The organism is Arthrobacter sp. TMT4-20 (assembly GCF_054510775.1).
Window position 1 is genome coordinate 187,780 of record NZ_JBTNDW010000005.1, and the last position, 18,455, is coordinate 206,234.

16 protein-coding genes are annotated in these 18,455 nt (G+C 64.4%); 8 read left to right on the forward strand and 8 right to left on the reverse strand.

The genetic code is table 11. The features are described 5' to 3' along the window. The first annotated feature begins 112 nt into the window (after window positions 1–112). From mmsA to ACX80Z_RS07195, 4 genes are all read left to right on the forward strand, one after another. Window positions 113–1,651, forward strand: coding sequence for a multiple monosaccharide ABC transporter ATP-binding protein (gene mmsA / locus ACX80Z_RS07180; protein WP_207771341.1), 1,539 nt, complete (start codon window positions 113–115; stop codon window positions 1,649–1,651). A 17-nt stretch (window positions 1,652–1,668) separates the two neighbouring features. Continuing rightward, window positions 1,669–2,940: a multiple monosaccharide ABC transporter permease gene (mmsB, locus tag ACX80Z_RS07185; protein ID WP_116778900.1), complete on the forward strand. Its 1,272-nt coding sequence runs from the start codon at window positions 1,669–1,671 to the stop codon at window positions 2,938–2,940. A 51-nt stretch (window positions 2,941–2,991) separates the two neighbouring features. Beyond that, window positions 2,992–4,074: a substrate-binding domain-containing protein gene (locus tag ACX80Z_RS07190; protein WP_459315399.1), complete on the forward strand. Its 1,083-nt coding sequence runs from the start codon at window positions 2,992–2,994 to the stop codon at window positions 4,072–4,074. A gap of 74 nt (window positions 4,075–4,148) precedes the next feature. Continuing rightward, the gene (locus ACX80Z_RS07195; protein WP_459315400.1) at window positions 4,149–5,237 is read left to right on the forward strand and encodes a Gfo/Idh/MocA family protein; all 1,089 of its coding nucleotides are present in this window, start codon (window positions 4,149–4,151) and stop codon (window positions 5,235–5,237) included. Window positions 5,238–5,333: 96 nt separating this feature from the next. On the opposite strand, the gene ACX80Z_RS07200 is transcribed toward ACX80Z_RS07195, so the two are convergent. The 3 genes from ACX80Z_RS07200 to purH form a co-directional block, all read right to left on the reverse strand. Further along, window positions 5,334–6,566 carry an NADP-dependent isocitrate dehydrogenase gene (locus ACX80Z_RS07200; protein ID WP_019481971.1) on the reverse strand — a complete coding sequence of 411 codons (1,233 nt, stop codon included), beginning with the start codon at window positions 6,564–6,566 and terminating at the stop codon, window positions 5,334–5,336. Between the two features lie 110 nt (window positions 6,567–6,676). Continuing rightward, entirely contained in the window at window positions 6,677–7,258 is a 582-nt protein-coding gene (locus ACX80Z_RS07205; RefSeq protein ID WP_459315401.1) for a hypothetical protein, read from the reverse strand. A 28-nt stretch (window positions 7,259–7,286) separates the two neighbouring features. Then, complete coding sequence (purH, locus tag ACX80Z_RS07210) at window positions 7,287–8,900, reverse strand: bifunctional phosphoribosylaminoimidazolecarboxamide formyltransferase/IMP cyclohydrolase (protein WP_459315402.1); 1,614 nt, start codon at window positions 8,898–8,900, stop codon at window positions 7,287–7,289. Window positions 8,901–9,084: 184 nt separating this feature from the next. Here purH and ACX80Z_RS07215 point away from each other — a divergent pair, with 184 nt between their 5' ends. Next, a complete protein-coding gene (locus ACX80Z_RS07215) occupies window positions 9,085–10,476 on the forward strand; it encodes an MFS transporter (protein ID WP_019481968.1) in 1,392 nt (463 codons plus the stop codon). Here ACX80Z_RS07215 and ACX80Z_RS07220 read toward each other — a convergent pair. Together ACX80Z_RS07220 and purN are read right to left on the reverse strand one after the other, a co-directional pair. After that, window positions 10,454–11,470 (reverse strand): magnesium and cobalt transport protein CorA, encoded by a 1,017-nt coding sequence (locus ACX80Z_RS07220; RefSeq protein ID WP_459315403.1) that lies wholly within the window; start codon window positions 11,468–11,470, stop codon window positions 10,454–10,456. The genes ACX80Z_RS07215 and ACX80Z_RS07220 overlap by 23 nt on opposite strands. Window position 11,471: 1 nt before the next feature. After that, on the reverse strand, window positions 11,472–12,041 hold the full coding sequence (gene purN / locus ACX80Z_RS07225) for a phosphoribosylglycinamide formyltransferase (RefSeq protein ID WP_019481966.1): 570 nt from the start codon (window positions 12,039–12,041) through the stop codon (window positions 11,472–11,474). A 39-nt stretch (window positions 12,042–12,080) separates the two neighbouring features. Between purN and ACX80Z_RS07230 the strand changes: the two genes are divergently transcribed. Continuing rightward, window positions 12,081–12,509 carry a hypothetical protein gene (locus tag ACX80Z_RS07230; RefSeq protein ID WP_459315404.1) on the forward strand — a complete coding sequence of 143 codons (429 nt, stop codon included), beginning with the start codon at window positions 12,081–12,083 and terminating at the stop codon, window positions 12,507–12,509. Window positions 12,510–12,788: 279 nt separating this feature from the next. Here the strand turns inward: ACX80Z_RS07230 and ACX80Z_RS07235 are convergent, their stop codons facing one another. Both ACX80Z_RS07235 and ACX80Z_RS07240 read right to left on the reverse strand, forming a co-directional pair. Beyond that, the gene (locus tag ACX80Z_RS07235; RefSeq protein ID WP_019481964.1) at window positions 12,789–14,075 is read right to left on the reverse strand and encodes a cell division protein PerM; all 1,287 of its coding nucleotides are present in this window, start codon (window positions 14,073–14,075) and stop codon (window positions 12,789–12,791) included. Window positions 14,076–14,159: 84 nt separating this feature from the next. Continuing rightward, the gene (locus ACX80Z_RS07240) at window positions 14,160–14,912 is read right to left on the reverse strand and encodes a sulfite exporter TauE/SafE family protein (protein WP_459304442.1); all 753 of its coding nucleotides are present in this window, start codon (window positions 14,910–14,912) and stop codon (window positions 14,160–14,162) included. 78 nt (window positions 14,913–14,990) lie between these two features. On the opposite strand from ACX80Z_RS07240, the gene ACX80Z_RS07245 reads away from it, so the two are divergent. Next, on the forward strand, window positions 14,991–15,620 hold the full coding sequence (locus ACX80Z_RS07245) for a DUF1684 domain-containing protein (RefSeq protein ID WP_459315406.1): 630 nt from the start codon (window positions 14,991–14,993) through the stop codon (window positions 15,618–15,620). A 28-nt stretch (window positions 15,621–15,648) separates the two neighbouring features. Then, window positions 15,649–17,298 (forward strand): stealth family protein, encoded by a 1,650-nt coding sequence (locus tag ACX80Z_RS07250; protein WP_019481960.1) that lies wholly within the window; start codon window positions 15,649–15,651, stop codon window positions 17,296–17,298. A gap of 88 nt (window positions 17,299–17,386) precedes the next feature. On the opposite strand, the gene ACX80Z_RS07255 is transcribed toward ACX80Z_RS07250, so the two are convergent. Next, window positions 17,387–18,298 (reverse strand): phosphodiesterase, encoded by a 912-nt coding sequence (locus tag ACX80Z_RS07255; protein ID WP_459315407.1) that lies wholly within the window; start codon window positions 18,296–18,298, stop codon window positions 17,387–17,389. Window positions 18,299–18,455 lie beyond the last annotated feature (157 nt).

The window sequence follows — 18,455 nt, forward strand, 5'->3', positions numbered from 1 at the left end:
TATATTTGCTTATGTGTTCAAGACTTGACTCCAAGCGGCTTGGCAGGGTTAACTTCCTATTCTGACCACTAGGGGTCAGGTACAGCCAATGCCGTCACCAGGGAGGATGCGTATGGAACATCACAAGATTCTGGAAATGCGTTCCATCACCAAAGAATTCCCGGGAGTCAAGGCCCTCGACCAGGTCTCCATCACCGTCGAGGCTGGCGAGATCCACGCGATCTGCGGGGAAAACGGTGCTGGCAAGTCCACCCTGATGAAGGTCCTCTCGGGCCTGTACCCGCACGGCACCTATGACGGCAGCATCATCTTCCAGGGCGAAGAAGTGGAGTTCAAGGACATCCGATCCAGCGAATCAGCTGGCATCGTGATCATTCACCAGGAACTCGCGCTCATCCCTGAACTCTCCATCGCCGAGAACATTTTCCTCGGCAACGAGCCGAGCCGAAACGGGGTCATCAACTGGGACTCGGTGAACTCCCAGACCCTTGAACTCATGGCGCGGGTAGGGCTTCGCGAAGAAGCGAACACCCCGGTCAAGGACATTGGCGTTGGCAAGCAGCAGCTGGTCGAGATCGCCAAGGCCCTCAGCAAATCCGTGAAGCTCCTGATCCTCGACGAGCCCACCGCCGCCCTGAACGAATCCGATTCGCAGCACCTCCTCGATTTGATGGCCGGGCTGCGATCCAAGGGCATCACCTGCATCATGATTTCCCACAAGCTCAACGAGATCGAACAGATCGCTGACTCAATCACGATCATCCGCGACGGCAAGACCATCGAGACGCTGCATGTGAAGAACGACGGCGTCGACGAGGACCGGATCATCCGCGGCATGGTTGGCCGGTCCCTTGAGTCGCGCTTCCCCGACCACACCCCGAAGATCGGCGAAACCTTCTTCGAGGTCCGCAACTGGACCGTCGGCCACCCGGCCGTCGCGGACCGGCTGGTCTGCAAGGACTCAAGCTTCAAAGTCCGTCGGGGTGAGGTCGTGGGGTTCGCCGGCCTGATGGGTGCTGGACGCACTGAGCTGGCGCGCTCCATCTTCGGACGCTCCTACGGGAACTTCATCTCGGGTGAGATTTACAAGGACGGCGAGCTTGTCACCCTCAGATCGGTGCCGTCGGCCATCAAGCATGGGCTGGCCTACGTCACTGAGGACCGGAAGTCACTCGGACTGAACCTGCTCGACGACATCAAGACCACCACGGTTTCGGCGGCACTGAAGAAGATCACCCGCGGACTGGTGGTAGATAACGACCAGGAATTTGTCGTCGCCGAGAAGTACCGCAAGTCTTTGAGGACAAAGACGCCATCAGTCAACGAGGGAGTGGCCAAGCTTTCGGGCGGGAACCAGCAGAAGGTGGTCCTCGCCAAGTGGATGTTCACCGACCCCGACCTGCTGATCCTCGACGAACCCACCCGCGGCATCGACGTCGGAGCCAAGTACGAGATTTACGGGATCATCCAGGAGCTTGCCAACCAGGGCAAGGGCGTCATCGTCATCTCCTCGGAACTGCCTGAACTGTTGGGCATCTCCGACCGTATCTACACAATCTTCGAGGGAGCCATCACGGGGGAACTAGCCCGCGGAGAAGCTGACCAGGAATCGTTGATGAAACTTATGACCGCCCGCAGGAAGACTGCCTAGCTCTTAGGACCCACCCCATGACCTCCCTCAAACAACTTTTTGGCGGCGATACACGGCAGTTCGGGATGATCTTCGCCCTGCTCGCCCTGGTCGTTTTCTTCCAGATTATGACCGGCGGCAAGACGCTCACCTCCGGCAATATGATGAACCTTTTCAACGGCAACTCGTACATCCTGATCCTTGCGATCGGGATGGTGCTGGTGATCATTGCCGGCCACATCGACCTGTCGGTCGGTTCGATCGCAGCGTTCGCCGGCATTGTCGTCGCCCTGGTGATGCGGGACTGGGACTTCCCCTGGTACCTGGGTATCGTCGTCGGCCTGCTCCTGGGTGCCCTGATCGGGGCATGGCAGGGCTTCTGGGTGGCGTATGTCGGCATCCCGGCGTTCATCGTCACGCTGGCCGGCATGCTGCTCTTCCGCGGCGCCAACCAGTTCGTGGGGCAGTCCAACACGGTCCCCGTCCCCCAGGAGTTCCGCTTCATTGGTGCCGGATACCTGCCCGAAATAGGGCCGGATCTGGGCTACAACAACCTCACCCTGCTGCTCGGCTTCGCGCTCGTCGCAGCGGTGATCTACAACGAGGTACGCACCCGCAAGCGTTTCGCCAAGATCGGCGCCGAGGCTCCCCCGGTGTGGGTCTCGGTAGTCAAAATGACGCTGCTCTCGGCGGTCATCCTGTACGCCACCTACCTGTTCGCCACCGGCAACCCCGGCACCTCATTCCCAGTTCCCGGGCTGATCCTCGGCGCACTGGTCATCATCTACGGCTTCATCTCAACCAAGACCATCATTGGCCGCCACGTATACGCGGTCGGTGGCAACCGCCACGCAGCGAAGCTGTCGGGCGTCCGAAGCCGCCGGGTCGACTTCCTCGTCATGATGAACATGTCCATCCTGGCGGCGCTGGCCGGCATGATCTTCGTGGGACGCTCCACGGCGTCAGGCCCGTTCGACGGCGTCGGCTGGGAACTCGATGCCATTGCCGCAGTATTCATCGGTGGCGCCGCAGTGACCGGTGGTGTGGGCACAGTGGTGGGATCCGTGATCGGCGGGCTCGTCATGGCGGTCCTGAACAACGGCCTGCAGCTGCTCGGCGTTGGCGCCGACCTGACGCAGATTATCAAGGGCCTCGTGTTGTTGGTCGCCGTCGCCTTCGACGTCTACAACAAGAGCCAGGGCAAGCCCTCCATCACCGGCATGATCATGAAGAATTTCGGCAACAAGGGGAAACCCGAACTGCCGACAGCCACCGAGACCGTCATCTCCAACGACGTTTCCGCCCGCTGACCCTAACCAACACTTCAGCAGTAAGTTATTGAGTCCACTAAAGGAGCAACAATGCGTAAGTACGCACGATCACTAGCGGCAATCGCCGCAATTTCAGCGTTAGCCATCTCTGGTTGCGGTCGCGACGCCGGGACCGAAACCGAGGGTGAGGGAGGATTCGAGGACGGTGCAGCGATCGGCGTCGCCCTGCCCCAGAAGACTTCAGAGAACTGGGTTCTGGCTGAGGGCTTGTTCAACGACGGCTTGACCGAAGCCGGTTATGAACCCGACGTTCAGTTCGCCAACGGTGGCGTCTCCGAGCAGCAGAACCAGATCAGCTCGATGATCACCAACGGCGTCGAGGTGCTGATTGTTGGCGCCATTGACGGCGCTCAGCTGGGAACCCAGCTGGCCCAGGCCAAGGAAGCCGGCATCACCGTCATCGCGTATGACCGCCTGCTGACGAACACGGAAGACGTTGACTACTACGTGGCCTACGACAACTTCCAGGTGGGCGAGCTGCAGGGCCAGGCATTGCTCGACGGAATGGCCGAGCGCGGCGAAGGTCCCTACAACATTGAACTGTTCGCTGGTTCACCCGATGATGCCAACGCTCAGGTCTTCTTCGACGGTGCGATGAGCATCCTCGAGCCAGAGATCGAGTCCGGCAACGTCGTCGTCGCCTCCGGTCAGACCGAGTTCAACCAGGCTGTCACCCAGGGCTGGGAAGCCGGCAACGCGCAGACCCGCATGGATACCCTCCTGACCGGCACCTACGGTTCCGAGGAACTGCACGGCGTCCTGTCCCCCAACGACACCCTGGCCCGCGCCATCCTGACCTCGGTCCAGGCCAGCGGCAAGGAACTGCCCATCGTGACCGGGCAGGACTCCGAGGTTGAGTCGGTTCGCTCCATCATGGCCGGCGAGCAGTACTCCACCATCAACAAGGACACCCGCGCCCTCGTCTCCCACGCCATTGAAATGGTTCAGGGGCTGGGCGCAGGCGAGGAACTCGAGATCAACGATCCCGACTCCTACGACAACGGCGTGAAGGTTGTTCCCGCGTACCTGCTCGAACCACAGATCGTCACCATGGAAAACGCTGCCGAAGCCTACGAGAACGATCCAACGCTCTCCGAGATCGTCAACGAGTAACCGATGTGATTGAAGTAGCCCGGTCCGGATGGGCCGGGCTACTTTTTTGTCCTCAGCCACGCAAAGATAGAACGATGAACCTCCACACACCTGCCCAGCAAATCCCCCGGCCACCCTGCGCCGCACCCGACGCCGCCGATCCGTTCGCAGCCACCGGCGAGCCACTACGCTGGGGCGTCGTCGCCACCGGCCGCATCGCCGGCAACGTCACCCAGGATCTTGCCGGGCTGGAGGACAGTGTTTTGCAGGCGGTCAGCTCCCGATCCCAGGAATCGGCCCGGGCCTTCGCTGAGGAGTTCGGTTTCGCGGCGAGCTATTACGACGCCGACGGCGAGACCGGGTACCAGCGGCTCTTCAACGACCCCGACGTCGACGTCGTCTACATCGCGACCCCCCACGCCCAGCACTACCAGGTGGCCAAGGCGGCCCTGGAATCAGGCAAGCACGTCCTTTGCGAGAAGGCCTTTACCGTCAACGCGCGGGAAGCCGCGGAGCTGATCGACCTGGCCCGGACCCGCAATCTTTTCCTGATGGAAGCCCTTTGGAGCCGTTTCCTCCCGAGCGTCAACCGGGCCTGGGAGATCATTCATTCCGGCGAGCTCGGTGAAATCCAGTGGGTCCAGGCCGATCTGAGCTTCCCCTCCGACCACTCGCGCACCCACCGCCTATGGGACCCGGCTGCTGGCGGCGGGGCGCTGCTTGACCTCACCGTCTATCCGTTGACCTGGGCCCTCGGCGCGCTGGGGTTCCCCGCCGCAGTGACCGCAACAGGCGCCCTGAACGACGACAACATCGACACCCAAAACGCGCTCACCCTCAGCTACGAAGGCGGCGGCCAGGCTCAGCTGACGTCGTCGCTCGTCTCCTCCGGCCCGGGCCAGGCTACCGTGTCGGGCTCGGCAGGCTGGTTGCGGACCGGCTCGGTGCTGCACAACCCGCGGGAGCTGACCATCCACCCCCATCAGGGCGAGCAACGGGTGGAGACCTTTGAGCAGGCCGGTCGTGGCTATGTCTACGAGCTGCGCGAAACCACCCGGTGCATCCAGCAGGGTCTGACCGAGTCACCCACCATGCCCTGGGCCGATACCCTCAACACGATGCGGCTCCTGGACGGGGTCAGGAACCAGCTGGGGCTGCGCTACGCCAACGACGACGGCGAGTAGCGGCCCGTAGCCGACACCCCGGGCACAGTCACGGGCACAGACACGGAGAGACCCGGCGGAATTCCGCCGGGTCTCTCCGTGTCTGCTGAGCGGGTGCTAGCCCAGGCGTGCTTTCAGGTTGTCATCGAGGGTCGCAAGGAATTCCTCGGTGGTCTGGTATGCCTGGTCCGGTCCGACGAGGGCCGCGAGGTCCTTGGTCATGTGGCCGGCCTCGACGGTCTTGATGACCACGTCCTCGAGGGTTTCAGCGAAGGTGATGACCTCCGGGGTGTTATCCAACTTGCCGCGGTGCATCAGCCCGCGGGTCCACGCGAAGATCGACGCGATCGGGTTGGTGGAGGTGGGCTTGCCCTGCTGGTGCTGGCGGAAGTGACGGGTCACCGTGCCGTGGGCGGCTTCAGCCTCGACGGTCTTGCCGTCTGGGGTCATGAGCACCGAGGTCATCAGACCCAGCGAGCCGAAGCCCTGGGCGACGGTGTCGGACTGAACGTCGCCGTCGTAGTTCTTGCAGGCCCAGACATAGCCGCCTTCCCACTTCATGGCGGAAGCCACCATGTCGTCGATCAGGCGGTGCTCGTAGGTCAGGCCAGCCGCTTCGAACTGGTCCTTGAACTCGGCGTCGAAGACCTCCTGGAAGAGATCCTTGAACTGGCCGTCATAGGCCTTCAGGATGGTGTTCTTCGTCGACAGGTACACGGGGTACTGGCGCTGCAGGCCGTAGGCGAAGGACGCCCGGGCGAAGTCGCGGATGGACTCGTTGAAGTTGTACATGCCCATCGCCACGCCGCCCTCTTCAGGCATGGTGACGACGTCGAACTTCATTGGCTCGGAGCCGTCAGCGGGCTCGAACATCATGGTGACCTTGCCGGGGCCCGGCACCTTGAAGTTGGTGGACTTGTACTGGTCACCGTGCGCGTGGCGGCCGATAATGATGGGCTTGTTCCAGCCCGGCACCAGGCGCGGGATGTTGGAGATGATGATGGGTTCGCGGAAGACGACGCCGCCGAGAATGTTGCGGATGGTGCCGTTGGGCGAAACCCACATCTTCTTCAGGCCGAATTCTTCGACGCGGGCCTCATCGGGGGTGATGGTGGCACATTTGACGCCGACGCCGTGCTCTTTGATGGCGTTTGCGGCGTCAATGGTGACCTGGTCATCGGTCGCGTCGCGGTTCTGGATGGAGAGGTCGTAGTACTTGAGGTCGATATCCAGGTAGGGGTTGATCAGGCGGTCCTTGATGAACTGCCAGATAATCCGGGTCATCTCGTCGCCGTCGAGTTCGACAACCGAACCCTGTACCTTGATTTTTGTTGCAGGCGCGTCAGCCACACGGTCTCCTTGCGGTGGTGGGCCGGCAGCCGTTGTGATGGACGCAGCACGGCCCGTGATTTGTACTGGTTTTATCCTGCTCAACTATGCCACAGGCCACTATTGGTGCCCTAAATGGGCTCACCGGGAAGGTGCCCCTCGGTGGGCACAATGTTTCCCCAACGGTCCATCATGGAGCCGGGCGGAATGGGTTTACCCCACCGGTCGGTGGCCGGGGCGGGCCGCAGTCCGCGGGTGTCGGGCGCCGAATTGTGCCCGGGCGCCTGCCCGGCAGTGGGGTACGAAGCCGCCTGGCCCTGCCTGATGGTCGGCTGACGTGCCCCCATCGTCCCCTGCCGGGTCACCCCGGCGGTCCCGGGGCCGCTCAGCCCGGGCACCTTCGGTGCCCAGGCGGGTAACTGGACCTGGCGCAGGTCCTTCAGGTTGGGGTGGCGTGCCGGGTCCACGCCCGCGTCCACCTTCTTCCGGTGCCGGTCGGCTGCCCGGAAGTTCCTGACCGCAAACAGGCCGGCAATGACCCACAGGAACAGCCCCGGGGAGGCTCCGAGGAACAGCGTGACGACGGCGAGCAGGGATAACGCAAGACCGAGGAAGGCCGAGATCATCCGGGTTCCCGGGGCGATTGCCGGGGCGAAGGCCGACCCAGCCAGTGCCATCCCCGCCGCGAGGGTAAGAATCGATCCGACCTCCATGCGCCTTGCCCTGTCTCTGTGGGGCCGGCTAGTGGAAGAAGTGCCTGGTGCCCGTGAAGTACATGGTAATCCCCGCGGCGGTTGCTGCGTCCACTACTTCCTGGTCCCGTACTGATCCGCCCGGCTGCACTACCGCGCGGACCCCGGCGTCGAGCAGGATTTGGAGGCCATCGGCGAAGGGGAAGAACGCGTCCGACGCCGCTACGGCGCCACGGGCCCGGTCGACGCCGTCACCGGCCAGGGTGTTGGCCCGCTCGACCGCGAGCTTGCAGGAATCAACCCGATTCACCTGCCCCATGCCCACTCCCACGGCTGCGCCGCCGTCGGCGAGGAGGATGGCATTGGACTTGGCGGCACGGCACGCGGTCCAGGCGAAGGCGAGGTCGGCGAGGGTGCGTTCGTCGGCTGCCGGCCCGGCGGCGAGGGTCCACGTGTTGGGGGCATCGCCGTCGGCCTTGACCGTGTCGGTCAACTGCACCAGCACTCCTCCTGAGACCTGCCTGAGCTCGGCCGGATCACGCCGGTAGCCTTCCGGCAGGGTCAGCAGGCGGATGTTTTTCTTGGCGGAGAGAATGGTCACCGCTTCGGGCTCGAAGTCGGGGGCGATCACCACTTCGGTGAAGACGTCCTTCACCGCGGCGGCCATGGCTGCCGTGACCGTCCGGTTCGCGGCAATGACCCCGCCGAACGCCGATACCGGGTCGCAGGCGTGTGCCTTGGAGTACGCGTCCGCGATGGGGTCGACCGCGTCCGCCGCACCGACCGCCACACCACACGGGTTGGCGTGCTTGATGATGGCAACAGCTGGCTGGTCAAAGTCGAACGCGGCACGCAGGGCGGCGTCGGCGTCGACGTAGTTGTTGTAGCTCATGGCCTTGCCGTGCAGCTGGTCGGCCTGGGCGATGCCCGGAGTGGCGCCCTTCTCCACATACAGGGCGGCGTCCTGGTGCGGGTTTTCGCCGTACCGGAGGACCTCCGACCTTTCCAGGGCCAGGCCCGCGTACGCGGGCCAGGTGTCGCCGTCGTCGGTTCCGTCACCGAACTGGGCCGCCGTCCACGCCGCTACCGAGTTGTCATAGGCGGCGGTGTGCGAGAACGCGAGCGCAGCCAACCGGCGTCGTGCGCTGAGGTCGAACCCACCGGCGTCGGCGGCAGCCACCACATCGCCGTACCGTGCCGGATCCACGACGATCGCCACCGAGGGGTGATTTTTTGCGGCGGAGCGGACCATTGCTGGGCCGCCAATGTCGATCTGCTCGACGACGTCGTCCTCGGCCGCGCCGGACTTCACCGTGTCGACGAAGGGGTACAAGTTCACGACCACCAGGTCGAAAGGTTCCACCTCAAGCTCGCGGAGCTGCTCGACGTGGTCATCGCGGCGCCGGTCGGCGAGGATTCCCGCATGCACACGGGGATGAAGGGTCTTGACCCTGCCGTCGAGGCATTCCTGGAAACCGGTGAGCTCAGAAACTTCCGTGACGGGGACGCCAGCCGCGGCAATGCGCTTCGCAGTGGACCCGGTGGAGACGATACTGACGCCGGCGCGGTGCAGGCCCGTGGCCAGTTCCTCCAGCCCCGTCTTGTCGTACACCGAGATCAGGGCCCGGCGGATGGGAACTTGGTCAAGATGGTTCAAAGTCACGCGGTGGCTCCAGGATTTTTGCTGCGGGTGGGATCGACTTCATTCTAAGTCACGGGGCGCTGCGGGCCGCCTCTGCCTGCGAGTCGGCACAAATAGCCGGAATTTCTCGGAAAACCTGTCCTATGTGTTGACTCGACGCAGGGGGGTTTCTGGTGAAGGGAGGCTCCGACGGTACAGTTTCCCCGTGAGCACCGAAACTGAACTACCCACCGGAGACCAGGTGGTGCAGGAACTGCCGTGGCGCTGGAGGGTACAGGGGAAGATTTTCCTCATCGGCGGCCTCGGCTTCATGTTCGACGCGTGGGATGTCACCCTGAACGGGTACCTCATCCCGTTGCTGTCGGACCACTGGGACCTGGCGCCCGGCGAAGCCGCCTGGGTGGCCACCTCCAACCTCATCGGCATGGCCATCGGCGCGTTCGCCTGGGGGTCCATTGCGGACATCATCGGCCGGAAACGCGCGTTCACCCTCACCCTGCTGATCTTCTCCATCTTCACCGTCCTGGGCGCGTTCTCCCCCGACTTCATCTGGTTTTGTGTGTTCAGGTTCATGGCCGGGGTCGGGTTAGGCGGCTGCATCCCGGTGGACTACGCCCTGGTCGGCGAGTTCACCCCCCGTAAACACCGCGGTCGGGTACTGACCGCCATGGATGCCTGGTGGCCCATCGGGGCCGCCCTGTGCGGGGTGGTCTCAGCGCTCCTGATGACTGCCTTCGGTGATTGGCGGTACCTGATGCTCGTGATGGTGCTGCCTGCCCTGCTGGTGTTCTGGGTGCGCCGGTCGGTACCCGAGTCCCCGCTCTTCCTGGTCCAGAAGGGCCGCCAGGCTGAGGCCGAAGCGGTGATCAACGACCTGGTGGAACGCACCGGCGCCACGCCAACCCCCTGGCGGCTACCCTCCCCCGCAGAAACACCGAAGCTGTCCATCGGTTCGGTCTCCGGCCAGCTCACCGCCCTGTGGCGGTTCGACTGGCGAATCACCCTCGCCGCCTGGGGACTGTTCCTGAGCATCCTTCTGGTCTATTACGGGGCCCTGACCTGGATGCCACAGATTCTGGTGCAGGCGGGCTACGAACAGTCGGTTGCTTTCCTCACCACCGCCGGAATGACAGCGGTGGGGTTCTTCGGCGTCGTCGCCGCTGCGTTGCTGGTGGAACGGGTCGGACGGAAGTGGATCCTCGCCGTGTCAGGTCCGCTGTCCGCCGTCGCGCTGGTGATTTTCGCGCTCACCGTCGAACTCCCCGCCGTCGCCACCGCCTGGCTGCTGCTGTTCGGGTTCCTGATCCAGGTCGCCATCCCGGTGCTCTACACCTATGTGTCGGAGCTGTACCCCACCGAGCTGCGCGCCTCAGGGTTCGGCTGGGCGTCCACCGTGTCCCGGGTAGGAGCCGGCCTGGTGCCACTAATCTTCGGCTCGCTGCTCTGGCCGGTCCTCGGCCTGCCGCTTACCTTCGCGGCGACCGGCCTGCTCGTGCTGCTGGCCGTGCTGTGGATGGCACGCAACGCCCCGGAAACCCGCGGCGTTGCACTCAATAAGGTGAAGCCGGCAGGCGCTACAACCAGCGATTCCGCTTAAACGCCAGATACAGCCCCACGCCGGTGGCGACCATGAGCACCAGGGCAAACGGGTAGCCCAACGCCCACTGCAGTTCGGGCATGAAATCGAAGTTCATTCCGTAAATCGCGGCGACCAGGGTGGGCGCGAAGAGGATCGCAGCCCAGGAGGAGATCCGCTTGACTTCCTCGTTCTGCCTCAGGGACGTCTCCGTCAACCGGGTCATTTCCTCATTCTGACGTTGCGCCACCAGTGTCGAGTGAACGGTGAGGGCATTCTGCAGCAGGGTACGGAACGTGTTGACCTGTTCGACCAGCCGGATCACATGGTCAAGGACGTCGCCCAGCCGGCGGCTGATCTCCGGGTCCAGATGATATTTCTCTGATCCGCGCTCCAGGTTCTCCATCATGAACTGCAGTGGTTGGGTGGCACGCTGAAACTCGATCACCTCGCGGTGCAGGTCGTAGATGCGACGGGAGACACCAGGCTCACCGCCGAAGAGTTCGTTCTCAATTTCGTCGATGTCGTTCTCAAGTCCGTTCACCACGGGCTCATACTCGTCGACGACCTCGTCCAGGATCGCGTACAGCACGGCTGACGGCCCCATTTTCAGCAGCTCGGGTGTCTCCTCCAGCCGTCGCCGGACCCGGCCCAGATCCGGCGACTCGGCGTGCCGCACGGTCACCACAAAGTCGGCACCGACAAATACATGAAGCTCGCCGAATTCGACCTTCTCCTCGGCGTCGAGGTAGCGGGCCGGCCGCAGCACCACAAACAACGTGGATCCGTAGCGTTCCAGCTTGGACCGCTGATGACCCTCCATCGCGTCTTCGACCGCAAGGTGGTGGAGGGAAAATTCGTCGGCGACGGCGGCGAGCTCGTCGTCGTCGGGCCGGTACAGACCGATCCACGCCATTCCGCCGAGGGATCGCATGAACTCGAAGGTTTCAGCCAGCGAAACCGGGTCTGTTTGCCGTTTACCCTCCAGGTAGACAGCGTTGTCGACGATGGCCATCTCAGCGATCGTCCAGTGCGAGTTGACGGAGGGTCTCGATGAGAAGCGCCCGCTCCTTCACCTTGATGCGTTCGTGGAGGGTGTCCTCGGTGTCGTCGTCGAGCACCTCGACGGCGGCCTGCGCGAGGATCGGGCCGGTGTCGACGCCGGCGTCGGCGATCATCACCGTACAGCCGGTCACCTTCACCCCGTAGGCCAACGCGTCCCGGACACCGTGGGCGCCGGGGAAGCTCGGCAGCAGGGCCGGGTGGGTGTTCAGGTAGCGGTTGGGGAACGCATCGAGGAAACCCTGGTCGACGATCCGCATGAACCCCGAGGACACCACGTAGTCCGGGGAGTAGGAGGCGACCTTCTCGGTCAGGGCCGCGTTCCAGTCGGCACGCTGGTCGAAGGACTTGAAGTCCACCACGAACCCGTCGATGCCCGCTGCTGTTGACCGCTCCACCCCGTAGGTGCCGTGCCGGTCGGCGCCGACGGCCGCGATGGTGAGGTCGAGGGAGCCGGTGCTGACGGCATCGATGACCGCCTGAAGGTTGGATCCGGTACCGGAAACCAGGACTACGATGCGCATGGGTCAACCATAGGCTGCGCTCTACCCTAGGGTTAAACCATGACCGACAGCCCCCGCCCCGCCAAGCCAGCTCCGCCCGCTGCTGGGTCACCCGAGGAAAAAGAGCTGGCCCGGACGAGAAGCTACTTCAGATGGTTCCTGCTGGCGATGCTGGGCGCGGTCCTCACCGCGACCCTCCCCCTGCCGTGGAAGGTCTTCGGGCTGGTCTTCGGCCTGGCGGCCCTGGTGCTCGGGATCTTCGCCCTGGTGCGGGCGGTGCGGGACAAACTTCCCGGGATGCTGCGCGTCACCACGGTGATCGGATTAGCGGCGACGACGTTCCTGGTCCTCGGGACCGGTGCCCAGGTTGCCTTCTGGCCGGTCACCGCCGAGTACGAGGAATGCATGAGCACCGCCCTGACCCACTCGGCACAAAGCGCGTGCCAGGACGAGCTCAGCAACCTGGGTGGCCTCCTCCCCGACTCCTGACCGGTCCTTGCGGGTCCCGGCTAGGCGGCACCGCCCTCGCCTGGGCCTTGCCTCGCCGGGCCACGCCGGGCCGGGGCCTTGCCTCGCCGGGGCCTTGCCTCGCGGCCGCACGCCCCGTCTGGGCGCCGCCGGCCGCAGAAAAGTGGCAGCACCGCATCCGCGTGGTTGCGCCACCACTTATTTGCGGGTCAGCCACTTTTCTGGGACATAGTTGCGGGTCAGCCACTCTTTTGGGACATGGTTGCGGGGCAGCCACTCCTTTGGGGGAAGTGACACCGGCTAGGCGCGCTTTTCACGCTCCAGCAACGGCCCCGCCGCGTAACCGATGACGACGCCGACAGCCACCTCCCCGGCAATCAACAGGCCCACCCACAGCGGGTTGGGGCCCAAATCCACCAGCCGGCCGAGGCCTAGCGACGCATGAGACACCCATGCGACCACCCCGGCTGCAACACCGGCGGTCAGTCCGATCAGGGCGGCGGCCGCCAAGGTCGACAGACTTGCCGTAACCCACCGCCTTGCCACCTTGATTTCCAGCCACTCGTCGAGGTGGTTCTCGCCTTCCCGGAAGAACCACCAGCCGGCCAGCAGCCCCGCCAGAACCGGGATGGCGAGAGCCGCCAGCCCGTATTCGAGGGTGCCGGGCGGTACCGCGCCGAGGACCGGAATGGCTGGCAGTGGTCCGGCGCTGGTCGTCAGCGGAGAAATGGCGCTGCCGGACCCCAGCGCAAACCCTGCACCGGAAGCCCAGGAAAGGGTCCATACCACCAGGTTGGGCAGGAAGCCGAGCTGGGCCAGAGTCAGGGCGCTCCCGCCGACAATCCCTGCATCGAGGCGCTGATAGACGGTCGCCATTTCTGCCCAGCGCAGCCCGAGGGTGACGGCCAGCAGTAACGCCGATAACCCCAGGGACACCACCAGCGCAAGGAATCCGGACCTCAGGCAGGCCCAGGCGTAGGATCCGGCCCACCGGGAGCTCTGGCTGGTTTTCGCCAGCCAGGCGGCGCGGTCGACGCCGATCAGGCGGCTCCACGCGCCCGCCTCGCGGTACGCGCCAATCACCAGCCCCAGCCCGGCCGACAAGAGGGGAATCAGGGCGCCCGCAGCAAGCGGGACAGTCGCTTCGGCCGTAGCGCAGAGGTAGGCAACGCCGCCCCCCACCAGCGCGTAAATCCCGAGGGCACCCAGGAGCGCCTGCCACAGCTGATCGGAGTAGGAGGCCCGCGCCAGACGCCGACCGGCCCGCCAGGCAAGCAGGAACGGGATCAGGGTCAGGCCCAACGGCACGATGGAGAGGATCCCGGTGGTTCCCACACCGTCCGGGTTGGCCGGTGCGAAAGTCACTTCCAGAGGCACTCCGTGGATGAGGAGCCACGCCTGGCCGCCCAACTGCAGCATTCCGGTAGGCGTCCGATCGGCGAATCCACCCGCCAGCCATACGGCGGCCAGGGGAACCAGGATCAACAGAGCGGAAATCACTGCTGCCTGGGCCAGCTCGAACACACCCTGCAGCCACAGGGGCATGGGCAGGGCACGCCGACCGGGCACACGGAGAGGAAGTTTCATCTCTTCAATGGTGCCACCGGCAGCTGCCTCCGACGTTCAGCGACTCGGTGCCACGCGCCGGTTCAGCCGCGCCAGGTCCCGGCCCTAGAGCAGGAGATCCAGCAATCCCTTGACCAGCGCAGCCGTGGCCCCGAAGAAAGCGATCACAATCACAAATAACCGGGCATGGTCGTCCTTGATGAACCGGGAGAGCTTCTCACCGGCGAAGATTCCGACGACGATCACAACGCCGATCGCCGACCACATCCACCATTGCAGGGCGGGGGCATCGGTGGGGTCAAGACTGAGCTTGACCGCGAGGGTGATGAGCCCGATCACCACGAAAAACGGCTGCAGAGTTGCCGCGAAAGGGCGTTGCGGCCAACGGGACAGCAGGGCGTAGGCGCTGACGGCGGGCCCGCCCACACCAGCCATTGCATTGGTGAGGCCGGCGGTGAACCCCGCAACTGCCTTCGGCGCATTGCCGCGCACCACCACCGACGAGCGCTGCAACACCAGCGACACCGACAGCGCCACCAGGACAACGCCGCCAACCGTCACCGACAGCGGGGCCGAGGGGAGCATCACCGCGGCAATCGAACCGGGAATCGAGCCGAAAACGGAGGGGATGACCATCCACCGGAACATGCTCCAGTCGATGTCCTTCCAGACCCTGCCGACAATCAGGGCCGAGGACACCACCCCGCAAATATTGACCAGCACCACTCCCTCATGCGGGCCCAGGATGATCACCAGGAACGGCGCGATGAGCAGGGCGAAACCCAGGCCGGCGATCCGCTGGGCAATTGCTCCGAGCAGGATGGAGAACAGAACGATGAAGAAGATACCGGTTGCCACAGATGACACAGTACGCCTGGGCAACTGTATTTGGAGTTTCCATGACGGCCGCCCGACGTCGACCGCTAGGCTGGTGAAATGCCTACAGCTACTACGGCCCTGCACATTGCTGACTGGCGTCAGCAGGTATTCGAGCTCTACGGGCAAGTGCGCGAAAGCGCGCAGGCCGGTTCGCCGTCGTCCGCGCATGACCTGTGGCGCGCGGGCCGGGACAAGCTGTTCGCCAGCCATCCCGCTTCCCCGCTCGACGCGACGGCTGTGGCCGCCTTCGACGGTCTCGCGGTGGCCCCGTACCAGCCGGAGTACCGGTTCGAGGCAGTGATCGACGACGACGGCGTGGGCGAGGAAATGGACGTCCCCACCGGCACGGACGGTACGGTGACCTTCCAGCGGCTGGGCACGGTGGGGCTCGACGGCGTCGGACGCCTGGCGCTATGGCGGCTCGCGTCGTACGGCGGCGGGCTGTTCCTGCCGTTGCGCGACGGGTCTGCTGGCACGGCCGGCGGGACCTACGGCGGTGGCCGCTACGTGCTGGACACGGTGAAGGGTGCACACCTTGGCGTTGTCGGCGAACGGCTGATCATCGACCTGAACTTCGCCTACAACCCGTCGTGCGCCTATGACGAGGCGTGGGCCTGCCCGCTGCCGGGTATCGACAACCGGGTGGACACCGAGCTGCGTGTCGGGGAACTGTACTCCACCTACTAGAGGCCCAGCCAGACAAGTCTGCCCGGTCGTGGGCAGGCTTTATCATGGAGCTAAGACACCTGACAACCCTCTGGAGGCTCACATTACGGACACTGCCGCCCAACACGATATTTACTTCGGCGCGCCGGAGCCGGTCAATGAGGCCGAAGTCCTTGAGTCCGCGTCGCGCGACGCCGTCGCACGATTCAACGACCGCACCGACATCACCACCGTCAAGCGCCGGTTCACGCTGATCAACCAGAACACCACGCCGCACCAGGCCATGGTCGAGGACCTGCTGTTCATCCGCGCCGCGCTTGAGGACGCCGACATCGAGTACCTGTTGGTGCGCGGAAATGACGAGCGCCCAGTCATCGCCATCGATCTCAAGTTCCGTGAACGCCTCCGGGAGGCGTTGGTCACCGCCTGCAAGAACGAGCCGTTTTACTCGCGCACCGTCGACACGAAGCGCCGGACCACCCTGCTGGTCACCGATGGCTCCCTCTCCCACAGCGGCAAAGCGCGGATCTTCCGACTGTTCCGCCCTCGGATTGAACCGATCGGCGGCCTGTCCTTCGGCCCCTCGGCCGGTGTGCAGATTGAACTTTGGAAGCTCGACGGCGACACCATCGAACTGCCGGTCGAGAATTCATTGACCCGCCGGACCCTCCCCTCCTCCGAGGTGGTCCGCGGCTCAGTCGAGCGACACGGCCTGATGTGGCCCACCATCGACAACATGTTCGCGGACCATGCGACGGATATCGACTTCGAAATCGATCTGGTCTTCTCCTGGGTGGATGGTAGTTCGCCCGAATACCAGGCAGCCAGGGCGGCCCGGATGAAGGACGCAGTGGTGGGCGAAGGCGACGACCATGAGGCCAGGTTCCGCCAGATCAACGAACTCAAATATGCCCTGCGATCGGTCTACATGTTCGCGCCGTGGGTCCGGCGGATCTTCATCGCCACCGATTCGGAGTGCCCCGAGTGGCTCGCCGATCACCCCTCGGTCACGCTGGTCCGCTCGGAGGAACACTTCAGGGACACGTCGGTGCTTCCCACCCACAACTCGCAGGCGGTCGAGAGCCAGCTGCAGCACATTCCGGGTTTGTCGGAGCACTTCCTCTATTCGAACGACGACATGTTCTTCGGCCGTCCGGTATCTCCCGAGATGTTCTTCTCCCCCGGCGGGATTACCAAGTTCATCCAGGCTGACACCCGCATTGGGTTGGGGGACAACGACGCCGAACGGAGCGGCTTCGAAAACGCCGCGCGGGTCAACCGGAGGCTACTGCACGACCGGTTCGGCCGGATCACCACCCGACACCTTGAGCATACGGCTGCACCCTTGCGCCGCAGCGTCCTGCTGGAAATGGAAGAGGTGTTCGCAGCCGAGTTCTCCGCGACCGCAGCCTCACGGTTCCGTGCCAAGGACAACATTTCGGTCACCAACTCGCTGTACCACTACTACGCGTTGCTGACCGGCCGGGCCGTCACCCAGGAATCCGCCAAGGTGGCCTACATTGACACCACCATGCGGTCGGGGCTGCGCAGCCTGAACAAGCTGCTGGATAAACGGCATACGGACTTCTTCTGCCTTAATGACGGGAGCTTCCCGGAGGTTCCCGCGGAGGAGCGGGCGCACCTGGTCACCGACTTCCTGGAGAAGTATTTCCCCCTCAAGGCGCCCTGGGAAAAGTAGGTACCGCGAGGTGGAGGGCCGGAGCGAGGTGGGGGTCGAGCTGAGAAGGGCTTAGGCGATACCCGACCGTCGGCCAGCGAACCGGTGCTCAGGCTCCGGTGAGCTGGCGCTGAGGGGTCGCTTCGGCGATGCGTACCCCGGCGGCGTCGAGCCGGCGGCGTGTTTCCACGAGAGGCACGGTTTCCCCGACGGGCCGGTAGGCACCGATCGGGACCACCGAGTGGACGATCGTGTCGTCGTACACGTGCACCAGGTTGTAGGCCTGGGCGCCGTCCTGCCCGCGGGTGCCGCCGCCGTCGTACCCCAGATCCTGGGTGTAGCAGGTGGCCGAGGCCACCGACACCGGCACCCCGGCAAAGGTGGCGGTGGTCGAGTAGTGCAGATGCCCGGCCAGGATGCCGCGCACATCGGTGCCGCGGACGACGTCGGCCAGCTGGCGTTGGCCACGGAGTTCCACCAGGACCGATAGGTCCTGTACACACGGAATCGGAGGGTGGTGCAGGGCGAGCAGCGTGCCGTTGGGCGCCGGGGTCAAAAGCTCGTTGGCGAGCCACACCAGCTGCTCGTGGCTGAATTCGCCGTGGTGGTGGCCGGGGACCGTCGAGTCCAGGGTGATGATGCGCAACCCGTTGATGAGGTAGCTGCGGTCGATTGGCGCTGTGTCTGGTGCCTGGTCGAGCAGACCGACCCTGAAGTTGGCCCGATCATCATGGTTGCCCATGGCCCAGATTACCTCGGCGCCAAGTTTGGCCGCCGCCGGTTCAACAATGGCGCGGAGCTTCGCGTAGGCATTGGCTTCACCCTTGTCGGCCAGGTCCCCGGTGAAGACCAACGCCTCGGGTCGGGCGCCAGAGCCCTCGAGTTCGGAAAAGATCTGACGTAACCGGGCTTCGCTATCCACCGCCCCGTACAGTGGCCCGGGCCCGCCGAGCAGGTGAGTGTCGCTGAGGTGGAGGATAAACTGCTGCGGCCGAGGATGTTCGGCCGTCCGGTAATTCATGGTGACCTTCTAGGTAGCTGGCGGTAACCGTTTACAACCTAATTGACCTCCATCAAAGCAGAGATCAAGCCAATAGCGGGTGAACAGAGCCCGGCAAGTCGGATAACGCTGCGGGTTTGGGGGGGAGGAAGGGGGGTCCCCCGTCAGGCCCAACACC